Origin of the sequence: Aulosira sp. FACHB-615 (assembly GCF_014698045.1) — a bacterium.
Classification (GTDB): domain Bacteria; phylum Cyanobacteriota; class Cyanobacteriia; order Cyanobacteriales; family Nostocaceae; genus Nostoc_B.
In genome coordinates this window covers 70,336-89,400 of sequence record NZ_JACJSE010000017.1, presented here as the reverse complement: position 1 = coordinate 89,400, position 19,065 = coordinate 70,336, and the positions used below count along the sequence as shown (strand labels likewise).

4 protein-coding genes and 2 pseudogenes are annotated in these 19,065 nt (G+C 38.9%); 1 reads left to right on the top strand and 5 read right to left on the bottom strand.

Features of this window, described 5'->3' with window-relative positions; translation table 11 throughout:
• Positions 1-2: 2 nt before the first annotated feature.
• The 3 genes and pseudogenes from H6G77_RS23115 to H6G77_RS23105 form a co-directional block, all read right to left on the bottom strand.
• Positions 3-5,792: an ATP-binding sensor histidine kinase gene (locus tag H6G77_RS23115; RefSeq protein WP_190872837.1), complete on the bottom strand. Its 5,790-nt coding sequence runs from the start codon at positions 5,790-5,792 to the stop codon at positions 3-5.
• Positions 5,793-5,871: 79 nt separating this feature from the next.
• The gene (locus tag H6G77_RS23110; RefSeq protein WP_190872836.1) at positions 5,872-11,280 is read right to left on the bottom strand and encodes an ATP-binding sensor histidine kinase; all 5,409 of its coding nucleotides are present in this window, start codon (positions 11,278-11,280) and stop codon (positions 5,872-5,874) included.
• 76 nt (positions 11,281-11,356) lie between these two features.
• Positions 11,357-11,800: pseudogene (locus H6G77_RS23105) on the bottom strand (sensor histidine kinase); the annotation flags it as partial.
• Positions 11,801-11,950: 150 nt separating this feature from the next.
• On the opposite strand from H6G77_RS23105, the pseudogene H6G77_RS23100 reads away from it, so the two are divergent.
• Positions 11,951-12,307 (top strand): annotated as a pseudogene (locus H6G77_RS23100) (IS701 family transposase); the annotation flags it as partial.
• On the opposite strand, the gene H6G77_RS23095 reads toward H6G77_RS23100, so the two are convergent.
• Together H6G77_RS23095 and H6G77_RS23090 are read right to left on the bottom strand one after the other, a co-directional pair.
• Entirely contained in the window at positions 12,303-12,782 is a 480-nt protein-coding gene (locus H6G77_RS23095) for a hypothetical protein (RefSeq protein ID WP_190591550.1), read from the bottom strand. The pseudogene H6G77_RS23100 and the gene H6G77_RS23095 sit on opposite strands and share 5 nt — an antisense overlap.
• 220 nt (positions 12,783-13,002) lie before the next feature.
• On the bottom strand, positions 13,003-18,843 hold the full coding sequence (locus H6G77_RS23090) for an AAA family ATPase (protein WP_190872835.1): 5,841 nt from the start codon (positions 18,841-18,843) through the stop codon (positions 13,003-13,005).
• Positions 18,844-19,065 lie beyond the last annotated feature (222 nt).

The following is a 19,065-nucleotide window of genomic DNA, read 5'->3' as shown; positions in this document are numbered from 1 at the left end:
TTTTACAACGGCAAATGGATGATAAATTCAGTACCTTCACCGAGGATAGATTGACAATACAACTTTCCACCGTGAGTTTGTTCAACAATTTGTTTGGCTATAGCTAATCCTAAACCTGTACCTTTTCCCACTGCTTTAGTAGTAAATAAATGGTCAAATATTTTTCGTTTAATCTCTTCACTCATGCCTTTACCATTATCAGCAATGGAGATATTCACAAATTTATCTGCTATTGATGTGGTAATTGTAATGGAGTTAGGGTCAACCTGAATTTCCTCAAAATTACGTCCGTGGTTGGAATCTTCTAAAGCATCAATGGCATTAGCTAATATATTCATGAATACCTGATTTAATTGCCCAGGGAAACATTCAACTTGGGGTAAATCACCATAATTAGTTATTACTTCAATTGCTGGACGTTGTTCGTTAGCTTTGAGACGATGCTTGAGGATTAAGATTGTACTATCAATACCTTCGTGAAGATTAAATGGCACTTTGTAATCTCGATCAGCACGGGAGAAAGTACGTAGAGATGTGCTAATGTTTTTTAATCTATCACAAGCTATTGTCATAGAATCGAGTATTTTTGGCAGGTCTTCTAAGGTATATTCCAAATCAATTTCTGACTCGTGGTCGAGGATTTCTGCACTTTTATCCGGGAAAGTCTCTTGATAGATGTTCAAATGTTCAATAATATCAGCAAAGCTGGGTTTAGCTTGCTTGAGACTGGCAGCAATAAAGCCCAAAGGATTATTCATTTCGTGAGCGACACCAGCGACTAAGTTACCCAAAGCTGACATTTTCTCACTTTGGACGATTTGTAATTGGGCTTGTTGTAAGGCCAGTTCAGCTTGTTTACGTTCGCTAATATCCAGTAACAATCCATCCCACACTAACGTACCATCCACAAGTTTTTCTAGTCGCGCTTCACCGTGAATCCACTTCATAATTCCAGAGGGGGTAATAATTCGCCCCTCCCAACGCCAAGGAGTTAAGGTTTTAACCGAATCTGCAATAGACTGATGCTGAGATTCGGCATCCAGAGGATGCACCATATCCAAGAGGATCTGCACATTAGAGATCGCCTGTTCGGCGGTGATTTCATAGAGATCATAACAGTCATTACTCATATAAGGCATTGATACCGAACCATCGGGAGCCATGAGGAACTGATACACCACCCCAGGAACGTTATCTACTAGATTATGGAAGCGGGATTGAGTAGTTTTTAACTCATGAAGCGATCGCTCTAGTTGTTGGCTGTATTCCTGAGAACGTTGATAAAGTCGGGCATTTTCTAGGGAAATGGCAGCTTGGGCGCAAAGTAGGTTGAGTAGTTCGATGCGATCGCTCTTAAACGCCCCCGTCACTAAATTATTTTCTAGATATAAAATACCCAGCAACTTACCTTGATGTAAAATCGGACTACACAAGATACTCTTGGGTTGTTGACGGATAATATAGGGGTCATTGGCGAAAGTCATATCTGCGGTTGCATCCAACAATACTACAGTTTGTTGACTATGCTTGACTTTGTAAATGAGTTTGTGGGGAATATCCGGGCTGTCTGCAATGGCAAGACTTTGCAACAAAATTGGCTCAGAACCCTGAGTAATTGAACCTTGAATTAGTAAATGATTGTCCTGCAAGAGCATTAACACACATTTATCAGCCCCGGCATTTTCAATCACGATGGTAAGCAACGATGCAAGTAGTTTGTCTAGTTCGATTTCACCGGAGATAGTTTGAGATGCTTTGAGAATTGCTGTTAAATCTAAAGTATCTGAGATACTGGTGCTATTAGATGTAGCTGCACTGGTAGATGTCACAGTTCCCAAGGGAAAGATTGTTTCGTTAGTGGAAACAACAGAACGGCTTTGCTGTAATATGGGTGCGAGTAATTGGGGATAGCCTTGTTCTAAGTCGGCAACTTTGGCTTTTGATCCCCAACGGGCATAACAATAATATGCCTCCTGCATATAACCTGCGGCGATTTTCTCTTTCCCCCAACCAAGGTAAAATTTGGCGGCTAATTCGTTGGCTAAAGCTTCTTCTTGGATATAGCCATTGGCTTTAGCACCGGAAATAGCGCGATCGTACAGTTCACCTGCTTCGGCTTTTTGTCCTAAAACACGACATTTTTCTGCCTCCACCAAATCAAATTTATGCTGGTGATTCATGGGTGCATAGTGCGCCCATAGCTGTAATTGAGTTTGATTTTTTTCCACCCGTTCTAATACTGTTGATACCTCATCTGAGAGTTGACTTAACTCTGCTATGGCAATCAAAGAATCATAAAAATAAAATACAGGTGTACCGACTGTTCCTCCAGCCGCCATTAAATAGTTCCTGCACTCCAGGGTATAGTTGTTAGCTTGCTCAAATTCCCCAAACAAAAAGCAAAGCATTAGCTTATACAAATAGAAGTAATACAACCCAAACAGGTCATTTGCAGATCGCAGCAGTGGCTGAAATTCTGTCTCTTGCAGTGCTGAACCAGATAAAATGGTAGGGTAATTTGCAAAGCCAAGTAAATTTAACACAGATTGCCAATAGATGCGGCAGTAATTGGCAGTTGTTAATTGGTTAGATTGCATCAAACCCTTATAGTAATTTTGTGTATCCTGTTCTACAGTGGTAAGGGGCTGACCGCACCAAAAAGCATTCAGGCAGAAACAATGTCCAGCATTTCCAAGAAATTGCAGGTTTCCTACTTCTAGAGCAGTTGTATAGCTCTCGCTCAAGAGTGGTAACGTTTCTCTGATGTGAGATTTGCGGTGGAGAATAAACCCTCCCTGCAACATTAACACTTCAGGTTTAGTCACTTTGGCATCAAATTTTAAGACCATATCCAATGCTAACTGGCCAAATTCTGTCGCCAAATCTATATCTTGTAAAAGATTACAGATAACAATGCCATAGACAGCATAGTATTTGGGTGAATCAGATATGTTTCCATAGGTCAGGGATAATTTAACTGAGAGGGCAGTCAATAATGGGAACAAGGGAGATCCACAGATGTAAGCTGCTGAAATAATGCTACTGGTAATCTGGAAAATAGCAATAATTTTATCATCTATCATCCTGGGGAGATGAATGAAATCTTTGATTTTCCTATCTCCAATCAGATTATTAATTTCTTGAATTGACTGTTGAATATCTTCTGGTGTAGATGATTCGTTGATTGTTATGCCCAACTTTTGTAGAAGCTCAATCCCAATTGCCAGTGCTTCAATAAGTTGATGCTGGGAAATTTTGGCTTGAATTCTCAAACAGTAAACACTAACTTGCTCTAGCAAAGAATGTGTCTGGTGGATGACAGTATCAATCAATTCTTCCATTACCTCAAAGTCACCACATAACATTGCTACCTCCGCCGCTATTTCATGGAAGGTGAGACTCATTTCATATTGCTGTTGCCAAGTCTGTTCTCCCAAAAAAGATAATCCCACTGTGGCATATTCACGGGCTGCTTTATAAGCGGTAGAATTTTTGGCTTTGCGACAGGCAATGAGGTTCAGTTGTGCTAGTTCTATTCGTTGTGTTTGTTCGCTAATTAAAGAAGTTCCATAATTTAATTGATTGACGATTTCAAAAATGCGTTCAACTCTTGCATCTGGATGAATCTGTTGCCGTAGCAGTTGACCAATTTGATAGTGAGTTTTCTGTTTTTGCTCATCAGGAATTAGGGAATAAGCAGCTTGTTGAATGCGATCATGTAGAAATTTGTAGGCAACATTCTGTTGATTTGCTGAAGGAGGTAGTAGAGTTTCTTGCCCAACATAAAATTTATAAACATCACCAATTGGTACAATCAACCCTTCTTGTAATGCTTTCCATAAACAGGCTGCTGCTTCAATTTCCGATTGTTCGGAAACAATCGCTAAAGTTGCTAAATCAAAAGAATTGCCAATACAAGCTGCTAACTGCAATACGGATTGAGTTGATGAGGGCAGTTTCCGCAATTGCAAACTCATAAAAGCCACAACATCATCTGTAACTGCTTGCATTGTCACTTGGGAAATATCACATTGCCAACAGCCCAATTCAAAATCAAAATAAATGATATTTTCCTGATATAATGCTTTAATAAACTGGGTAGCAAAAAACGGATTGCCTTGAGTTTTTTGAAATATTAATCCTGAAAGATTACCTGCGATATATTCTGAACATTTTAGTGTGTCAGCGACAAGGTAATTTACTTGTTTTTTACTCAAGGGCGCTAAAGTAATTTTATTAAAAATAGCTGATGTTTTTTGAATTTCACTCAATGTCAATAATAATGGATGTCCGGGATGGACTTCGTTATCACGATATGCACCAATAATCAAAAGATGACCTGTGTCAGTCATTAATAGCTGCATTAATTTTAGTGATGCCGAATCAGCCCATTGTAGATCATCGAGAAACATCACTAAAGGATGTTCTTTAGTTGTAAAGACTTGGGTGAATTTTTGAAATAATAAATTAAAGCGATTTTGTGCTGCTGTTCCTGAAAGTTCTGTAGCTGGTGGTTGTTGACCAATAATGTTTTCTAATTCGGGAATGACTTCAATAATTACTTGTCCATTTTCACCGACAACATCTAATATTTTATGTTTCCATTGTTCTATTTGTACATCGCTTTCGGTCAATAATTGCCCCATTAAATCGCGGAAAGCTTGCACAAATGCACTCAAGGGAATATTGCGATTAAATTGGTCATATTTACCTTTAATAAAGTAGCCGCGTTGTCTAACAATTGGTTTATGCACTTCGTTAACAACTGCTGTTTTACCAATTCCAGAAAACCCAGCTACCAGCATCATTTCTGTTACACCTTGGCTGACTCTCTCAAAGGCTTCTAGTAGGGTTTGAACTTCTGTATCTCTTCCATAGAGTTTATCGGGGATGATGAAGCGATCGCACAAATCCCTAGTCGCAATTTCAAAGCTTTGAATTTCACCAGTTTCTTTTAGCTGATGTAGACATTTTTCTAAATCAAGTTTCAACCCCAACGCACTTTGATATCTATCTTCGGCATTTTTCGCCATTAATTTATTGACGATTTCTGAGATAACTGAGGGGATATCTGGCTTAATTTCGTGTAATAATGGCGGAATTCTCGCAAGATGAGCATGTACCAATTCCATTGGATCATTTGATAAGAATGGTAACTCATCTGTGAGTAATTCAAAGAAAGTCACACCCAAAGAATAAAAATCTGTGCGATAATCAATACCCCGGTTCATTCTCCCGGTTTGTTCAGGAGAGATATAAGCAAGTGTTCCTTCTAAAACATTCGGGTTAACTAAGGTTTGGGTTTCTCTTGGTAGTAAAGATGCAATGCTAAAGTCGATTAATTTAACTTGTTTAGTTTGGGGGTTAATTAAGATATTGCTAGGTTTGATATCTTTATGAATAATCCGCTCTTGGTAGAGTAAGTCTAAGGTGTTACAGAGTGCGATCGCTATAACTAAAAACTCCTCTAAAGATGTAACACCCTGATGTTTAGTAAAATAATCCTTGAGAGAAATTCCGCCAAAATCTTCCATAACTAACATATAGCCATTATTTATTGCTTCCAGGCTATAGGTTTGGATAATTAGGGGTGAGTTGAGATTTTTCCCTATGGTGTATTGGTTGCGAAATAATAATAGTTCGCTAAAACTGGGATAAGGATTTTTCAGCAGTTTGATGACTACTGGTAGTGAATCGCTTTCTCTGACAGCGCGATAAACCAGCGTTCTCGAACCATTGTAGAGTTCTTCACTAATGCGATATCCGGGAATACTAACAAGGTTGCTTAACATATTGCGCTGATCCTGATGATTTCTGGATCTAGTATTCCCAGATAGATAAGTTTATCTGTAAGTGAGAGGTACAATTTATTTACACAGGGATTTCAATGATGAATTCTGCGCCCTCTCCTGGTGCGGAAATACAGCTTAACTTACCCCCATGTTTTTCTACAACAATCGAATAGCTAGTTGACAGTCCTAAGCCAGTACCACTACCTACTGGTTTTGTCGTGAAAAAGGGATTAAATATCTGATTTTGCTCCGAATTATTCATTCCTAGACCGTTATCCGCAATGCGAATAATTATAGTTTTATCTTCAGTTAACTCTGTCTGAATTTTGATAGTCGGGTGGCAATTTTTATCTGATGTTTCTAAAGCATCGATGGCATTGTTGATGATATTCATAAAAACTTGATTGAGTGCCGAAGCATAACAATTAACTAAAGGTAATACTCCATATTGTTTGATGACTATAATTTCTGGATGTTGACTATTACTCTGAAGTCGATGCTGCAAAATTAACAATGTACTTTCCAGACCAGAGTGAATGTCTACTTCTTTGATTTCTGATTCATCTAGGCGGGAAAAGTTTCGCAGTGACAGTACAATTTGACGGATGCGTTCTGAACCCACCTTCATGGAAGATAGGAGATTGGGTAAATCATTTAAGATAAATTCTAGGTCGATTTCGGCAATTTTCTGGTCAATTTCTGGCAATGTTTGCGGATAAAATGACTGATATAAATGATTTAACTCAATTAAGGATGTAACATATTCATTGGCTGCTGCTAAGTTGCCATAGATGAAATTAATCGGATTATTAATTTCATGGGCAATTCCCGCCACTAGCTGTCCCAAACTGGACATTTTTTCAGCTTGAATTAGTTGGGCTTGGGTCGAGTAAAGTTGATTGAGTGTTGATTCTAACTGAGTGGCTTTGGCTGTTAATTCCTGGGTGCGTTCTGCTACTTTTTGTTCGAGAGTGTGAGAATAATTCTCTAATTGATGATAAAGTTTGGCATTCTCTAGAGAAATTGCAGCTTGAGTGCAGAGTAAGTTGAGTAGTTCAACGCGTTCGCTCGTAAATGCTCCCAGTGTTAAATTATTTTCTAAGTACAAAATGCCAATCAATTTGCCTTGGTTGACAATTGGCGCACAGAAAATACTCTTGGGTGAATGGTGCTGAATATAAGGATCAGTCAGTAAAGTTGGCTCGACTATGGCATTTTCCACAACAGCCAAGACCAGAGTATTTTTAACTCGATTAATTAAGCTAACAGGTACTATTTCCTCACAAGGCAGAGATTGTAAAATTATCTCAGGTTGTTGCAGTTGAGATAATGCCTCAATTGCCCAACAATCACCTTTTGGTATGAGTAATGCACATTTATCAGCTCCGGCATTTTCCAGGATTACTTTCAGTAAAGTTGAGAGTAATTTCTCTAACTCAATTTCACTCGAAAGCGATTGAAAGGCTTTGACAATAGTTGCTAAATCAAGGGCTTGTGAGAGGCTAGTATTGTTCAGGGAGGAACTTTGGATTGTGTGAGAAGAGATAGAAAGGATGGTTTCTGTTGGTTTGAAAGTCGGTTGTTGTTTGTGCAGAATTGATAGCAGTAATTGGGGATAGCGGCGTTCTAAATCAACGACTTTGGCTTTTGCACCCCAACGGGAATAACAGTAATAAGCCTCCATCATGTATGTTTGGGCGATTTTTTCTTGGCCCCAATCAAGATAGAATTTGGCAGCCAATTCGTTGGCTAAGGCTTCTTCATTGAGGAATTGGTTAGTTTTAGCAAGGCTAATGGCTTGTTGATAATTTTCTATGGCGGCTAATTTATCACCACAAACTCGACATTTTTCTGCTTCTATTAAATGCCATTTGTGTAAATGATTCATGGGGGCATTTTCCGCCCACTGGTGCAGAAAAGTTTGATGGCTTTCAACTTCGGCGAGTATTTCCTCGACTGCTGTGGAAATAACTGTGAGATGGGTGAGGGCTGCATAGAAATGGAAGAGGGGAACAACAATTAATCCTGACAATGCCATTAAACAGGACTGACCTTGGGTAATATAGTCGATAGCAGCGTGATAATTGCCAAAATAATAGGCAAGTAGCAGTTTATAGGTGTAAGCACAGGCAAATGCAGCGAGATCCTGATCTTGTTTGTGCTTGGGAAACATTGCTGTTTCATCGTAGAAAGTGCCAATCAAGCAATCAGGTTGGCTGACAGGTTCTCGCAATTGCTCTACTGTTTGCTGTACCATCGCCAAATAAGTCCGCGCCGAATCTTGTTTTACCTGAAACAGACCAGCATTATAAGCAGGTAATTCAGCAGCTATAGCATTTAGTTCTACACCAGTGAACAATACGGTAGCAGCATAACCTAGTATGATGTAGCCAGCGTAGAAAAAATCACCAGTTTCTATCCCCGCCACATAACCTTCTTTGAGGATAAGTCGGGTTTTTGATAGTGCTTGTCGGCGATGATGGATGAAAGGCCCAAACAGGGTGAAAGTGATGCACTTCATCCTCTGAGCATTCAATTTTTCCAGTAAGGAAAGGCCTAATTTACCGAACTCATAACCGATTTCAACTTCCCCAAAAAAGGCACACATTACCATCCCATGAATTGCATAGCCAGGTATTGAGGCGGGAGTATTGCCAAACTCTAGGGATAAGCTTACCATCGTCGCGCCAAGAATAGGCATTAAATCAGGCATTCCGATTAAAACTGGTAGAAACAACATGCTTAATATCTGCATTGCAGCTTGAGTTTGAGGTTCACTCATCAGGGGTAAGTCGATTAGTGCTGCAATTTCTCGTCCTTGGAGTTGCTGGTTCACTGCTGCTAAGGCTTTACCAATCTGAGTTTCGTCTATTTGGCTGGGTAATTCGACTCCCAGTTGGGTTAGGGCTTGTCTACCCACTGCGATCGCTGCTAATATTTGACTACTAGCTGTGAGGGCAGCAATTTGAATTTCGTAAATTTTTACTTTGTCGAGAATGGTTTGTGCTTGCTGCAATACCAATGCTGCAAGTTGTTCCATCCCCTCAAAATCACCATTTAAATAACTGGCTTCTGTTGCTGCAACATACAAATTTAAAGCTAATTCATACTGATTTTGCCAACAATTGATTTCTAGTAACTCAATTCCAATCTGGAAATATTCTCTAGCGGCGGTGTAAGCAGTAGAATTTCGGGCTTTATTCCCAGCTTTCAAGTTAAGTTCTGCTAACGCTTCTCGTTCCTGTGGCTGATTAATTAATGCTTGTCCTTGGTTCAAATGTCCCACAATATCAAACAATTTTTCTTCTTGTTCTATTTCGGTAGAATTTTGCAAAAGTAACTGTCCGATTTTGAGATGGGTGACTTGCTTTTGGTCATCAGGAATTAGGCAATAAGCTGCTTGTTGAACGCGGTCATGTAAAAAGCGATAAACTGGATTAGCTGCTGCATAATCAGCAGATATATCTTCAGATTGAACAAAAAATTTATAAATTTCTGTATTTGGAATAATTAGTCCTGCTTGCAAAGCTTTCCATAAATCTGCTGCTGTTGTTTCTGGTACTTGTTCAGAAATAATAGCCAACGTCTGTAAGTCAAATTGCGCCCCTATACAAGCTGCAAATTTGAGAATATTTTGAGTTTGTTGGGGAAACTTTTGCAGTTGTAAGGACATAAATTCCACTACATTATCAGTAATAGCTAAAGATTTCACTTGAGCAATATTACACTGCCAATGACGGGATTCTAAGTCAAATGTAATTAGAGCTTCGTTATTTAAAGCTTTGAGAAACTGGGTAGCGAAAAAAGGATTACCTTGGGTTTTTTGATAAATTAGTGTTGTCAAAGGTTGAGCCAGCAATGATTCACAGTTTAGTGTATCTGTGACTAACTGATTGAGATTGATTTCGCTTAATGCTTGGAGGATAATTTTATTCACTACTGCATCGGCTTTTTCTAGCTCATTTACAGCAAGTATGAATGGGTGATTTGGTGATACTTCATTATCTCGATATGCGCCCAAGAGTAATAAATATTTTGTATCTTGCATCAACAGTTGCAGCAATTTCAAGGATGCCGAATCTGCCCATTGTAAGTCATCTAAAAATATCACTAAGGGATGTTCTTGATTAGTAAAAACTTGCACAAAATTTTGCAATAGTGAATTAAATCTATTTTCGGCAGCAATTCCTGATAGTTCTGGGGCTGGTGGTTGAATACCAATAATGCGTTCTAACTCTGGAATTACGTCAATTAGAATTTGTCCATTTTCGCCGATATCTTCCAGAAGCTTAGTTTTCCAAGTTTGCAATTTTACATCAGATTCCGAGAGTAATTGCCCCATTAAATCACGGAATGCTTGGACAAATGCACTGAAGGGAATATTGCGTTGAAATTGGTCATATTTACCTTTAATAAAATAGCCGCGTTGTCTGACAATTGGTTTATGTACTTCGTTCACAACCGCCGTTTTACCAATTCCCGAAAACCCAGCTACCAGCATCATTTCTGTTGCACCCTGGCTGACTCTTTCAAATGCTTCTAGTAGGGTGTTGACTTCTGTTTCTCTGCCATAAAGTTTATCAGGAATGATGAAGCGATCGCACACATCCCTTTGTCCAAGCTCAAGGCTTTTAATTTCCCCAGTTTCTTTTAACTGATTTAGACATTTTTCTAAATCAAATTTCAATCCTAATGCACTTTGATACCTATCTTCAGCATTTTTTGCCATCAATTTCTTGACGATTTCTGAGATAACTGAGGGTATATCTGGATTAATTGCGTGTATGAATGGTGCTGTTTTCGCAATGTGAGAATGTACCAATTCCATCGCATCCTGAGACTGGAACGGTAACTCGCCTGTAAGTAATTCATAGAAAGTCACACCCAGAGAATAAAAATCTGTGCGATAATCAATCCCGCGATTCATTCTCCCTGTTTGTTCTGGCGATATATAAGCAAGTGTCCCTTCTAACACATTGGGGTTAACTAGGGTTTGGGTTTCTCTGGGTAGTAAAGATGCAATACTAAAGTCAATTAATTTAACTTGTTTAGTTTGAGTATTAATTAAGATATTGCTGGGTTTGATATCTTTATGGATAATCCGCTCTTGGTAGAGTAAGTCTAAGGTGTTACAGAGTGCGATCGCTATAACTAAAAATTCCTCAACAGATGTGACACTCTGATTTTTACTGAAATAATCCTTGAGAGAAATTCCGCCAAAGTCTTCCATGACTAACATATAGCCATTATTTATTGCTTCAAGGCTATAGGTTTGAATAATTAGAGGTGAGTTGAGATTTTTCCCTATGGTGTATTGATTGCGAAATAACAACAGTTCGCTAAAGCTGGGATAAGGATTTTTCAGCAGTTTTATCACTACGGGTACTGAGTCAATTTCTCGAACTGCGCGATAAACCAGTGTTCTCGAACCATTGTAGAGTTCTTCAGCAAGATTATATCCGGGAATACTAACAAGGTTGCTCATCATAATTGCGTTCATTCTCATGATTTCTCAATCTAGTATTCCCAGATAGACAATTTTATCTGTAAGCTAGAGATAAAATTTACATGGGAATCTCAATAATGAATTCAGTACCTTCACTGAGGATAGAATAGCAAGACAACTTTCCACCGTGAGTTTGTTCAACAATTTGTTTGGCTATAGCTAATCCTAAACCTGTACCTTTTCCCACTGCTTTAGTAGTAAATAAATGGTCAAATATTCTTTGTTTAATTTCTTCACTTATACCCTTGCCATTATCATGAATTGATATTTTTATGTAATTATTTTCAACAAATGTTTTAACATTAATTTCCAGTGACTTCGATTTTATTTCCTGATAACTAAGACTTGCAGTTGACTCATCTAATGAGTCAATGGCATTCGCCAAAATATTCATAAATACTTGATTTAGCTGACCGGGAAAACATTCTACTTCTGGTAAATCGCTGTATTTAGTAATAACTTCAATCGCCGGACGTTGTTCATTGGCATTGAGACGGTGTTCATTGGTCACAACCTTAACTTGTGACCAATGACTTGTTACCAGAGGCATTAAAAACAGATAATTAACTTGTCTTTGTTTAGGGTTCGGACAATTAGAGCGATTACAAGACCATCAACCGCTAAATGTGACTTGGATACTTATACGTTGTTTCTGCTGGCAGAATCGAAATATCCAGGCTGCACCCGTTTGGCAGAAATCATGGAAGATTTGTCGCATGATAGTGTCAATAGATTTTTGTTACGTGAGCGATATGAACCCAAGGATTTATTTGAAGAAATAAAGCCAAACATCAATCTAATGGGAGGCACTTTAAGTGGAGATGATACAGTAATTGACAAGCCTCATAGTGACCCAAAAATAACAGAATTAATTGGTTACTATTACTCAGGTAGACATCATCGTGCTGTCAAAGGAATTCAGTTAATCACCTTGTATTACACGGATTTGTTAGGTAAATCTGTGCCTGTAAATTACCGCATTTATAACAAACAAGACCAGAAGACTAAATAGGTTGGCGGGGTAAACGACCCTGCAACTGTAATTGAGCCAGGCGATTAGAAGTTAAGGGAACAAGCGGATGAAACAGGTGTTTTGTCGGTGCTTCTTGATCTACGTGGTCAGCTTGTGCCAAGCGAAGATGGTTTTCATCGAGCAAAATAGGAAAAGAGAAATCTCCAGCTAGTTGGTTGTTTTGCAGTATCAACTGTTGCAAAATAGCCGCGCTATATTGACTACGCAATACGCCGATCACTTTGCCAGTATCAGGATTGCGGATCGGCAGATCGGCTAGTGCTGATGGAGTAATTTGAGGCGATCGCTTTTGTAAAGGCTGACTGCAACCACTCAAAAAACGGGCGCTACTAAAACCAAAGCCAGCCAATCCTAAAAATTTTAGGAACTCACGACGGTTGATTCGTCTTTGTCGAAATTGCTTAACTGCTTTAGCTACAGCTAAACGTTGTTGATAATCTGCGTCATTCATGAAAATGTATCTGAGGGAATTTTTTAAAAGTATTATTGAATCAAGTAATACCAATTTAAGAAAAGAATGCGACAGATAGAAATCAGGAAAGTCTTACTGGAGCTAGATTTCTTAATTGCGTTAGCGAGCCTGCGAGCGTCATTGCGAATTGCGAATTGGTATAAGGTAAAACTATTGTCAACACCTCAGTAGTTAGTATTCCCAGATACGCTCAGAAATTTCAAAATACTGGAATTTCCATCACAAACTCAGTACCTTCACCCACAACAGAATTACAAATCAACTTACCACTGTGGGTTTCTTCGACAATTTGTTTAGCTATAGCCAAGCCTAAACCTGTACCTTTACCTACAGCTTTTGTTGTAAATAAATGGTCAAAGATTTTGCGTTTTACCTCTTCGCTCATGCCTTTACCATTATCAGTAATGGAGATTTTCACAAATTTATCTACTATTGATGTGGTAATTATAATGGAGTTAGGGTCAGCCTGAATTTCCTCAAAATTACGGCCGTGACTCCATTCCTCTAATGCGTCAATGGCATTAGCCAAAATATTCATGAATACCTGATTTAATTGCCCAGGGAAACATTCAACTTGGGGTAGATTACCGTAATTAGTTATTACTTCAATTGCTGGACGTTGTTCGTTAGCTTTGAGACGATGTTTGAGAATCAAAATTGTACTATCAATACCTTCGTGAAGATTAAATGGCACTTTGTATTCTCTATCAGCACGGGAGAAAGTGCGTAGAGAAGTGCTGATATTTTTTAATCTGTCGCAAGCCATTGTCATAGAATCCAGCATTTTAGGCAAGTCTTCTATGGTATATTCCAAGTCAATTTCTGACTCGTGGTCGAGGATTTCTTCAGTTTTATCAGGTAAAGTTGCTTGATAAATTTTTAAATGTTCGATAATATCGGCAAAGGTGGGTTTAGCTTGTTTGAGACTGGCAGCAATAAATCCTAAAGGATTATTCATTTCGTGAGCGACACCAGCAACTAAGTTACCCAAGGCGGACATTTTTTCACTTTGAATAATTTGTAATTGGGCTTGTTGTAAATCTTGTAATGCTTTTTGTAGCTCTTGTGCTTTTTGTTGAATTTGGACTTCGGCAAGTTTGCGCTCAGTAATATCATCTGCTAGGGAAGCAACTCCAATTAACTCACCGTCTGCATTGACAAGCGGATTGTTATACCAAGCACAAATAATAGTTTTACCATCCTTGGTAATATTTTCATTGATACAGTAATTGCCACCTTGCTGCAATAAAAGATCGGTGGTAACCTGATTGATTTGTGTTTGAATCGGGGGAGGAATAATCAATTGGACTGAACTACCCAAAACTTCCTGTTTGCTATAACCAAATATTTTTTCTGCGGCTGGATTCCAGTCAGTAACACAGAAATTAGTATCCCACTCTATGACTGCCAGTGGAGTTTGTTGTACCAATAACTGGAGGCGTTGTCCTGATGCTTGCAAGCGAATCTGTGCAGAATTTAACTCATCCAGCGATCGCTCTAGCTGTTGTTTTGATTCCTGAGAATGTTGATAAAGTTGGGCATTTTCTAGAGAAATGGCAGCTTGAGCGCAAAGTAAATTCAGGAGTTCGATGCGATCGCTCGTGAACGCTCCCTTTAGGAAATTATTTTCTAGATATAAAATCCCCAGTAATTTACCTTGATGCAAAATCGGGCTACACAAAATACTTTGAGGCTGTTGACGGATAATATAGGGGTCATTGGCAAAGGCGATATCTGCGGTTGCATCCAATAAAACAACAGTTTGTTGACTGTGCTTGACTTTATAAATCAGCTTGTGGGGAATATCTTGTCTGTCTTCAATGGCAAGACTTTGCAACACAATGGGTTTTGTTCCTTGGGTAATTGCCCCTTGAATTAGCAGATGATTGTCTTGCAACAGCATCAACAGGCATTTATCAGCCCCAGCATTTTCGATGATGATGGAAAGTAATGATGCAAGTAGTTTGTCCAGTTCAATTTCACCAGAGATCGTCTGAGATGCTTTGAGAATTGCTTTTAAATCGAGAGTATCGGAGACACTGCTGCTGGATGTACCCGAACTAGTAGATGTCACAGTCCCCAAGGCGAAGATAGTTTCTTTAGTTGAAAGAGGCGAACGGCTTTGCTGTAATATGGGTGCAAACAATTGGGGATAACGTTTTTCTAAGTCCGCGACTTTGGCTTTTGCACCCCAACGGGCATAACAATAGTAAGCTTCAATCATATATTCTTGAGCTATACGCTGTTTGTCCCAATCAAGATAAAATTTGGCGGCGAGTTCGTTAGCTAGTGCTTCTTCTTGGATATATTCGTTAGCTTTCGCCCCAGAAATTGCCTTGTCATAAAATTCAGTTGCAGCGATTTTTTCACCCAAAACCCGATGACGTTCAGCCTCCACTAGATACCATTTATGCAAGTGATTCATGGTTGCTTGTTGCGCCCATTGATGCAGAATATTTTGATGGCTTTGCATCTGAAGCAGAATGTCTGCTGACTCGGTTGGCGACTGACTGGGTAAAAGTGCTAGATGTGTGAGGGCAGCATAAAAGTGGAAAATGCCAGTATGCACAGATCCGGCTGCTGCCATAAAATAGGGCTGGATTTGGTGAATATAGTCAAGGGCATTCTGATAATTGCTAAACAAGTAGGCAAGCATCAGTTTGTAGACATAGCCAAAAGCGATAGGCACGAGATCGTTGTCCTGCTGATGCTTCGGCCACATTAGTGTTTCATTGTAAAAAGTGCCAATCAAGTTATCAGGTTGGCTGACTGTTTCTTGCAAATTCTCCACTACTTGATGCACTGAGTTTACTAGAATACAAGCCGCATCCTGTTTCACTTGGGTCAAAAAAAGGCTGTAAGGAGGTAATTCGGCAGACAAAGTATCTAAGTTAACATTAGCGAACAATGAGATATGGGCATGACCTTGCATATTATAGCCAGCGTAGAGAAAATTCCCAGTTTCCATACAACCTGTATAGGCTTCTTTCATCGTCAATAGCGTTGTTAAAAGTGATTGTTGGCGATGTTGGATAAAACCTCCAAAAATGCCGGCGACAAGGCATTTCATAGCCTGATTATTGAACTTTTCATGTAACGAGATAGCTAAATAACCAAACTTGTAGCCAACTTCCACCTCATTAAAAAAAGCACATAATACCATGCCATAAATTACATATCCTATGGTTGAGGCGGGATGATTACCAAATTGCAGCGATAAGCGTACCATTGTTGCACTCAACAGGGGTAGTAAACTCGGATTACCAACCAATATGGGTGCAAACAAAATTTTCAACAATTGCATTGCTGCGATCGCTTTGGGTTCACTCATCATGGGTAAGTCGATGAGTGACTCGATTTCTCTGCCGTTGAGTTGGCCTTGCAAGTCTTGTAAGGCTTGGCTAATCTTTGCTTCGTCTGCTTGTGTGGGTAAATCTATGCCAAATTCTGCTAGTGCATCTCTGGCGATGGCGATCGCTTCTAACATCTGGCTGCGAGCTGTTTGGGCTGCGATTTGAATTTCAAAAATCTTCACTTTGTCAAAAATCGTTTTTGCCTGCTGCAATACTAGTGCAGCCTGTTGTTCCATGCTCTCAAAATCACCATTTAAATAACTGGCTTCGGCAGCTGCTACATACAAATTTAGGGCTAATTCATATTGTGTTTGCCAGCAGTCGGACTCTAAAAGGGCGATCGCAATTTGGAAATACTCGGTAGCGGCGGTATAAGCAGTAGCGGTTTGAGCTTTTACCCCAGCTTGAAAGTTTAATTGGGCTAGGGTTTGGCGATCGTTTGCTTGAGTGATCAATCCCAGCCCTTGATTTAAATGCCCAACAATATCAAAGATTCTTTCTTCTTGCTCATTCTCTAACAATCGTTGTTGAAGTAAGCGTCCAATTTGTAGATGAGTTGTTTGTTTTTGGTCATCAGGAATCAGAGAATAAGCGGCTTGTTGCACTCGGTCATGTAGAAATTTGTAATTAACGTTTTGTTGATTTTCTGGAGTAGATGCTTGAGTTTCTTGCCCGACATAAAACTTATAAACATCACCAATTGGTAAGATTAATCCTTCTTGTAATGCTTTCCATAAACAAGCTGCTGTTTCAATTTCCGATTGTGATGAAACAATGGCTAAAGTTGCTAAATCAAATTGATTACCAATACAAGCCGCTAACTGCAATATATTTTGTGTTGATGGCGGTAGTTTTTGCAATTGCAGACTCATAAAAGCCACAACATCATCTGTAACTGATTGCGCCTTGACTTCAGCTATATCACATTGCCAACAGCCTAATCCAAAATCAAATTTAACCAGTCCATCTTGATGTAATGCTTTCAAAAACTGGGTAACAAAAAATGGATTACCTTGAGTTTTTCGATAGATTAATTCAGAAAAATTCCATACCAATTCTTCTGGACATTTAAGTGTGTCAGCAACTAATTTATTGACTTCAACTTTACTTAAGGTTGCTAAGGTAATTGTGTTAATTGTTGCCTGTGTTTTCTGAATTTCACTCAAGGTCAGCATTAATGGATGTGCTGGGTAAACTTCGTTATCACGATATGCACCAATGATGAAAAGATGACCAGTATCTGTCATTAATAGCTGCATTAATTTTAATGATGCAGAATCAGCCCATTGCAAATCATCAAGGAATATTACTAAGGGATGTTCTTTAGTAGTAAAAACTTGGGTGAATTTTTGAAATAATAAGTTAAAGCGATTTTCGGCGGCTGTTCCTGATAGTTCTGGGGCTGGTGGTTGTTGTCCAATAATTTTTTCTAATTCGGGAATAACTTCAATAATTACCTGTCCATTTTCCCCAACAGCCTCTAATATTTGATTTCTCCATTGCTGAATCTGTACATCACTTTCAGTCAATAATTGCCCCATTAAATCACGAAATGCTTGGACAAATGCACTAAAGGGAATATTGCGTTGAAATTGGTCGTATTTACCTTTAATAAAATAGCCCCGTTGTCTAACAATCGGTTTATGCACTTCATTAACAACGGCTGTTTTCCCAATTCCAGAAAAACCCGCTACCAACATCATTTCTGTTGCGCCTTGGCTGACTCTCTCAAAGGCTTCAAGTAGAGTTTTTACTTCGGTTTCTCTGCCATAAAGTTTATCAGGGATGATGAAGCGATCGCACACATCACGCTGTGCAATTTCAAAACTTTCAATCTCACCAGTTTCTTTTAATTGAGTTAGACATCTTTCTAAATCAAATTTCAATCCTAATGCACTCTGATATCTATCTTCAGCATTTTTCGCCATCAGTTTACTGACAACTTCTGAGATAACTGAAGGGATATCTGGATGAATTTCATGTATGAGTGTGGGAACTTTCGCAATATGAGAATGCACCAATTCCATCGCATCATTAGATACAAATGGTAATTTTCCTGTTAATAGTTCATAGAAAGTCACACCCAGGGAATAAAAATCTGTGCGATAGTCAATTCCCCGATTCATTCTCCCAGTCTGTTCGGGAGAGATATAAGCTAATGTTCCTTCTAAAACATTGGGGTTAACTAGAGTTTGGGTTTCTCTGGGTAATAATGAAGCAATACTAAAGTCAATTAATTTAACTTGCTTAGTTTGAGGATTAATTAATATATTGCTGGGTTTAATATCTTTATGAATAATTCGCTCGTGGTAGAGTAGGTTGAGGATGTCGCACAGTGCGATCGCTATTGCTAAAAACTCCTCTAAAGAGGTAACACCCTGATTTTCCGTAAAATAATCCTTGAGAGAAATTCCGCCAAAGTCTTCCATAACTAACATATAGCCATTATGTAGGGACTCAAGGCTATATGTTTGGATAATTAGAGGTGAGTTGAGATTTTTGCCAATGGTGTATTGATTGCGAAATAGCAACAATTCGCTAAAACTGGGATAAGGATTTTTCAGTAGTTTGATTACTACTGGTACTGAGTCACTGTCTCTGACTGCACGATAAACTAGCGTTCTGGAACCATTGTAAAGTTCTTGTGTAAGTTGATATCCCGGAATAATCACAAGATTGCTCACCATATTACATTTATCTGATAATTTCTCAATCTAGTATTCCCAGATGGATGAATTTATCTGTAACTTATAGCTAAAATTTAAACAAGTTAATCTACATAAATACGTGTATTCACTGACAACACGTCGGCAACATAGAGGACTGATATTTGATTTGGGAAAAAATCAGTACATTCAGATCAGGCTTCTTTCCTACTCCCGACTCCCCATTCCCTATTCCCTACCTAC

What these genes read in the sequence shown, in the direction of transcription:
- H6G77_RS23110 (WP_190872836.1), bottom strand. Translation starts at nt 11,280, where the DNA reads ATGATGAGCAACCTTGTTAGTATTCCCGGATATAATCTTGCTGAAGAA.
- H6G77_RS23095 (WP_190591550.1), bottom strand. Translation starts at nt 12,782, where the DNA reads ATGAATGACGCAGATTATCAACAACGTTTAGCTGTAGCTAAAGCAGTT.
- H6G77_RS23115 (WP_190872837.1), bottom strand. Translation starts at nt 5,792, where the DNA reads ATGTTAAGCAACCTTGTTAGTATTCCCGGATATCGCATTAGTGAAGAA.
- H6G77_RS23090 (WP_190872835.1), bottom strand. Translation starts at nt 18,843, where the DNA reads ATGGTGAGCAATCTTGTGATTATTCCGGGATATCAACTTACACAAGAA.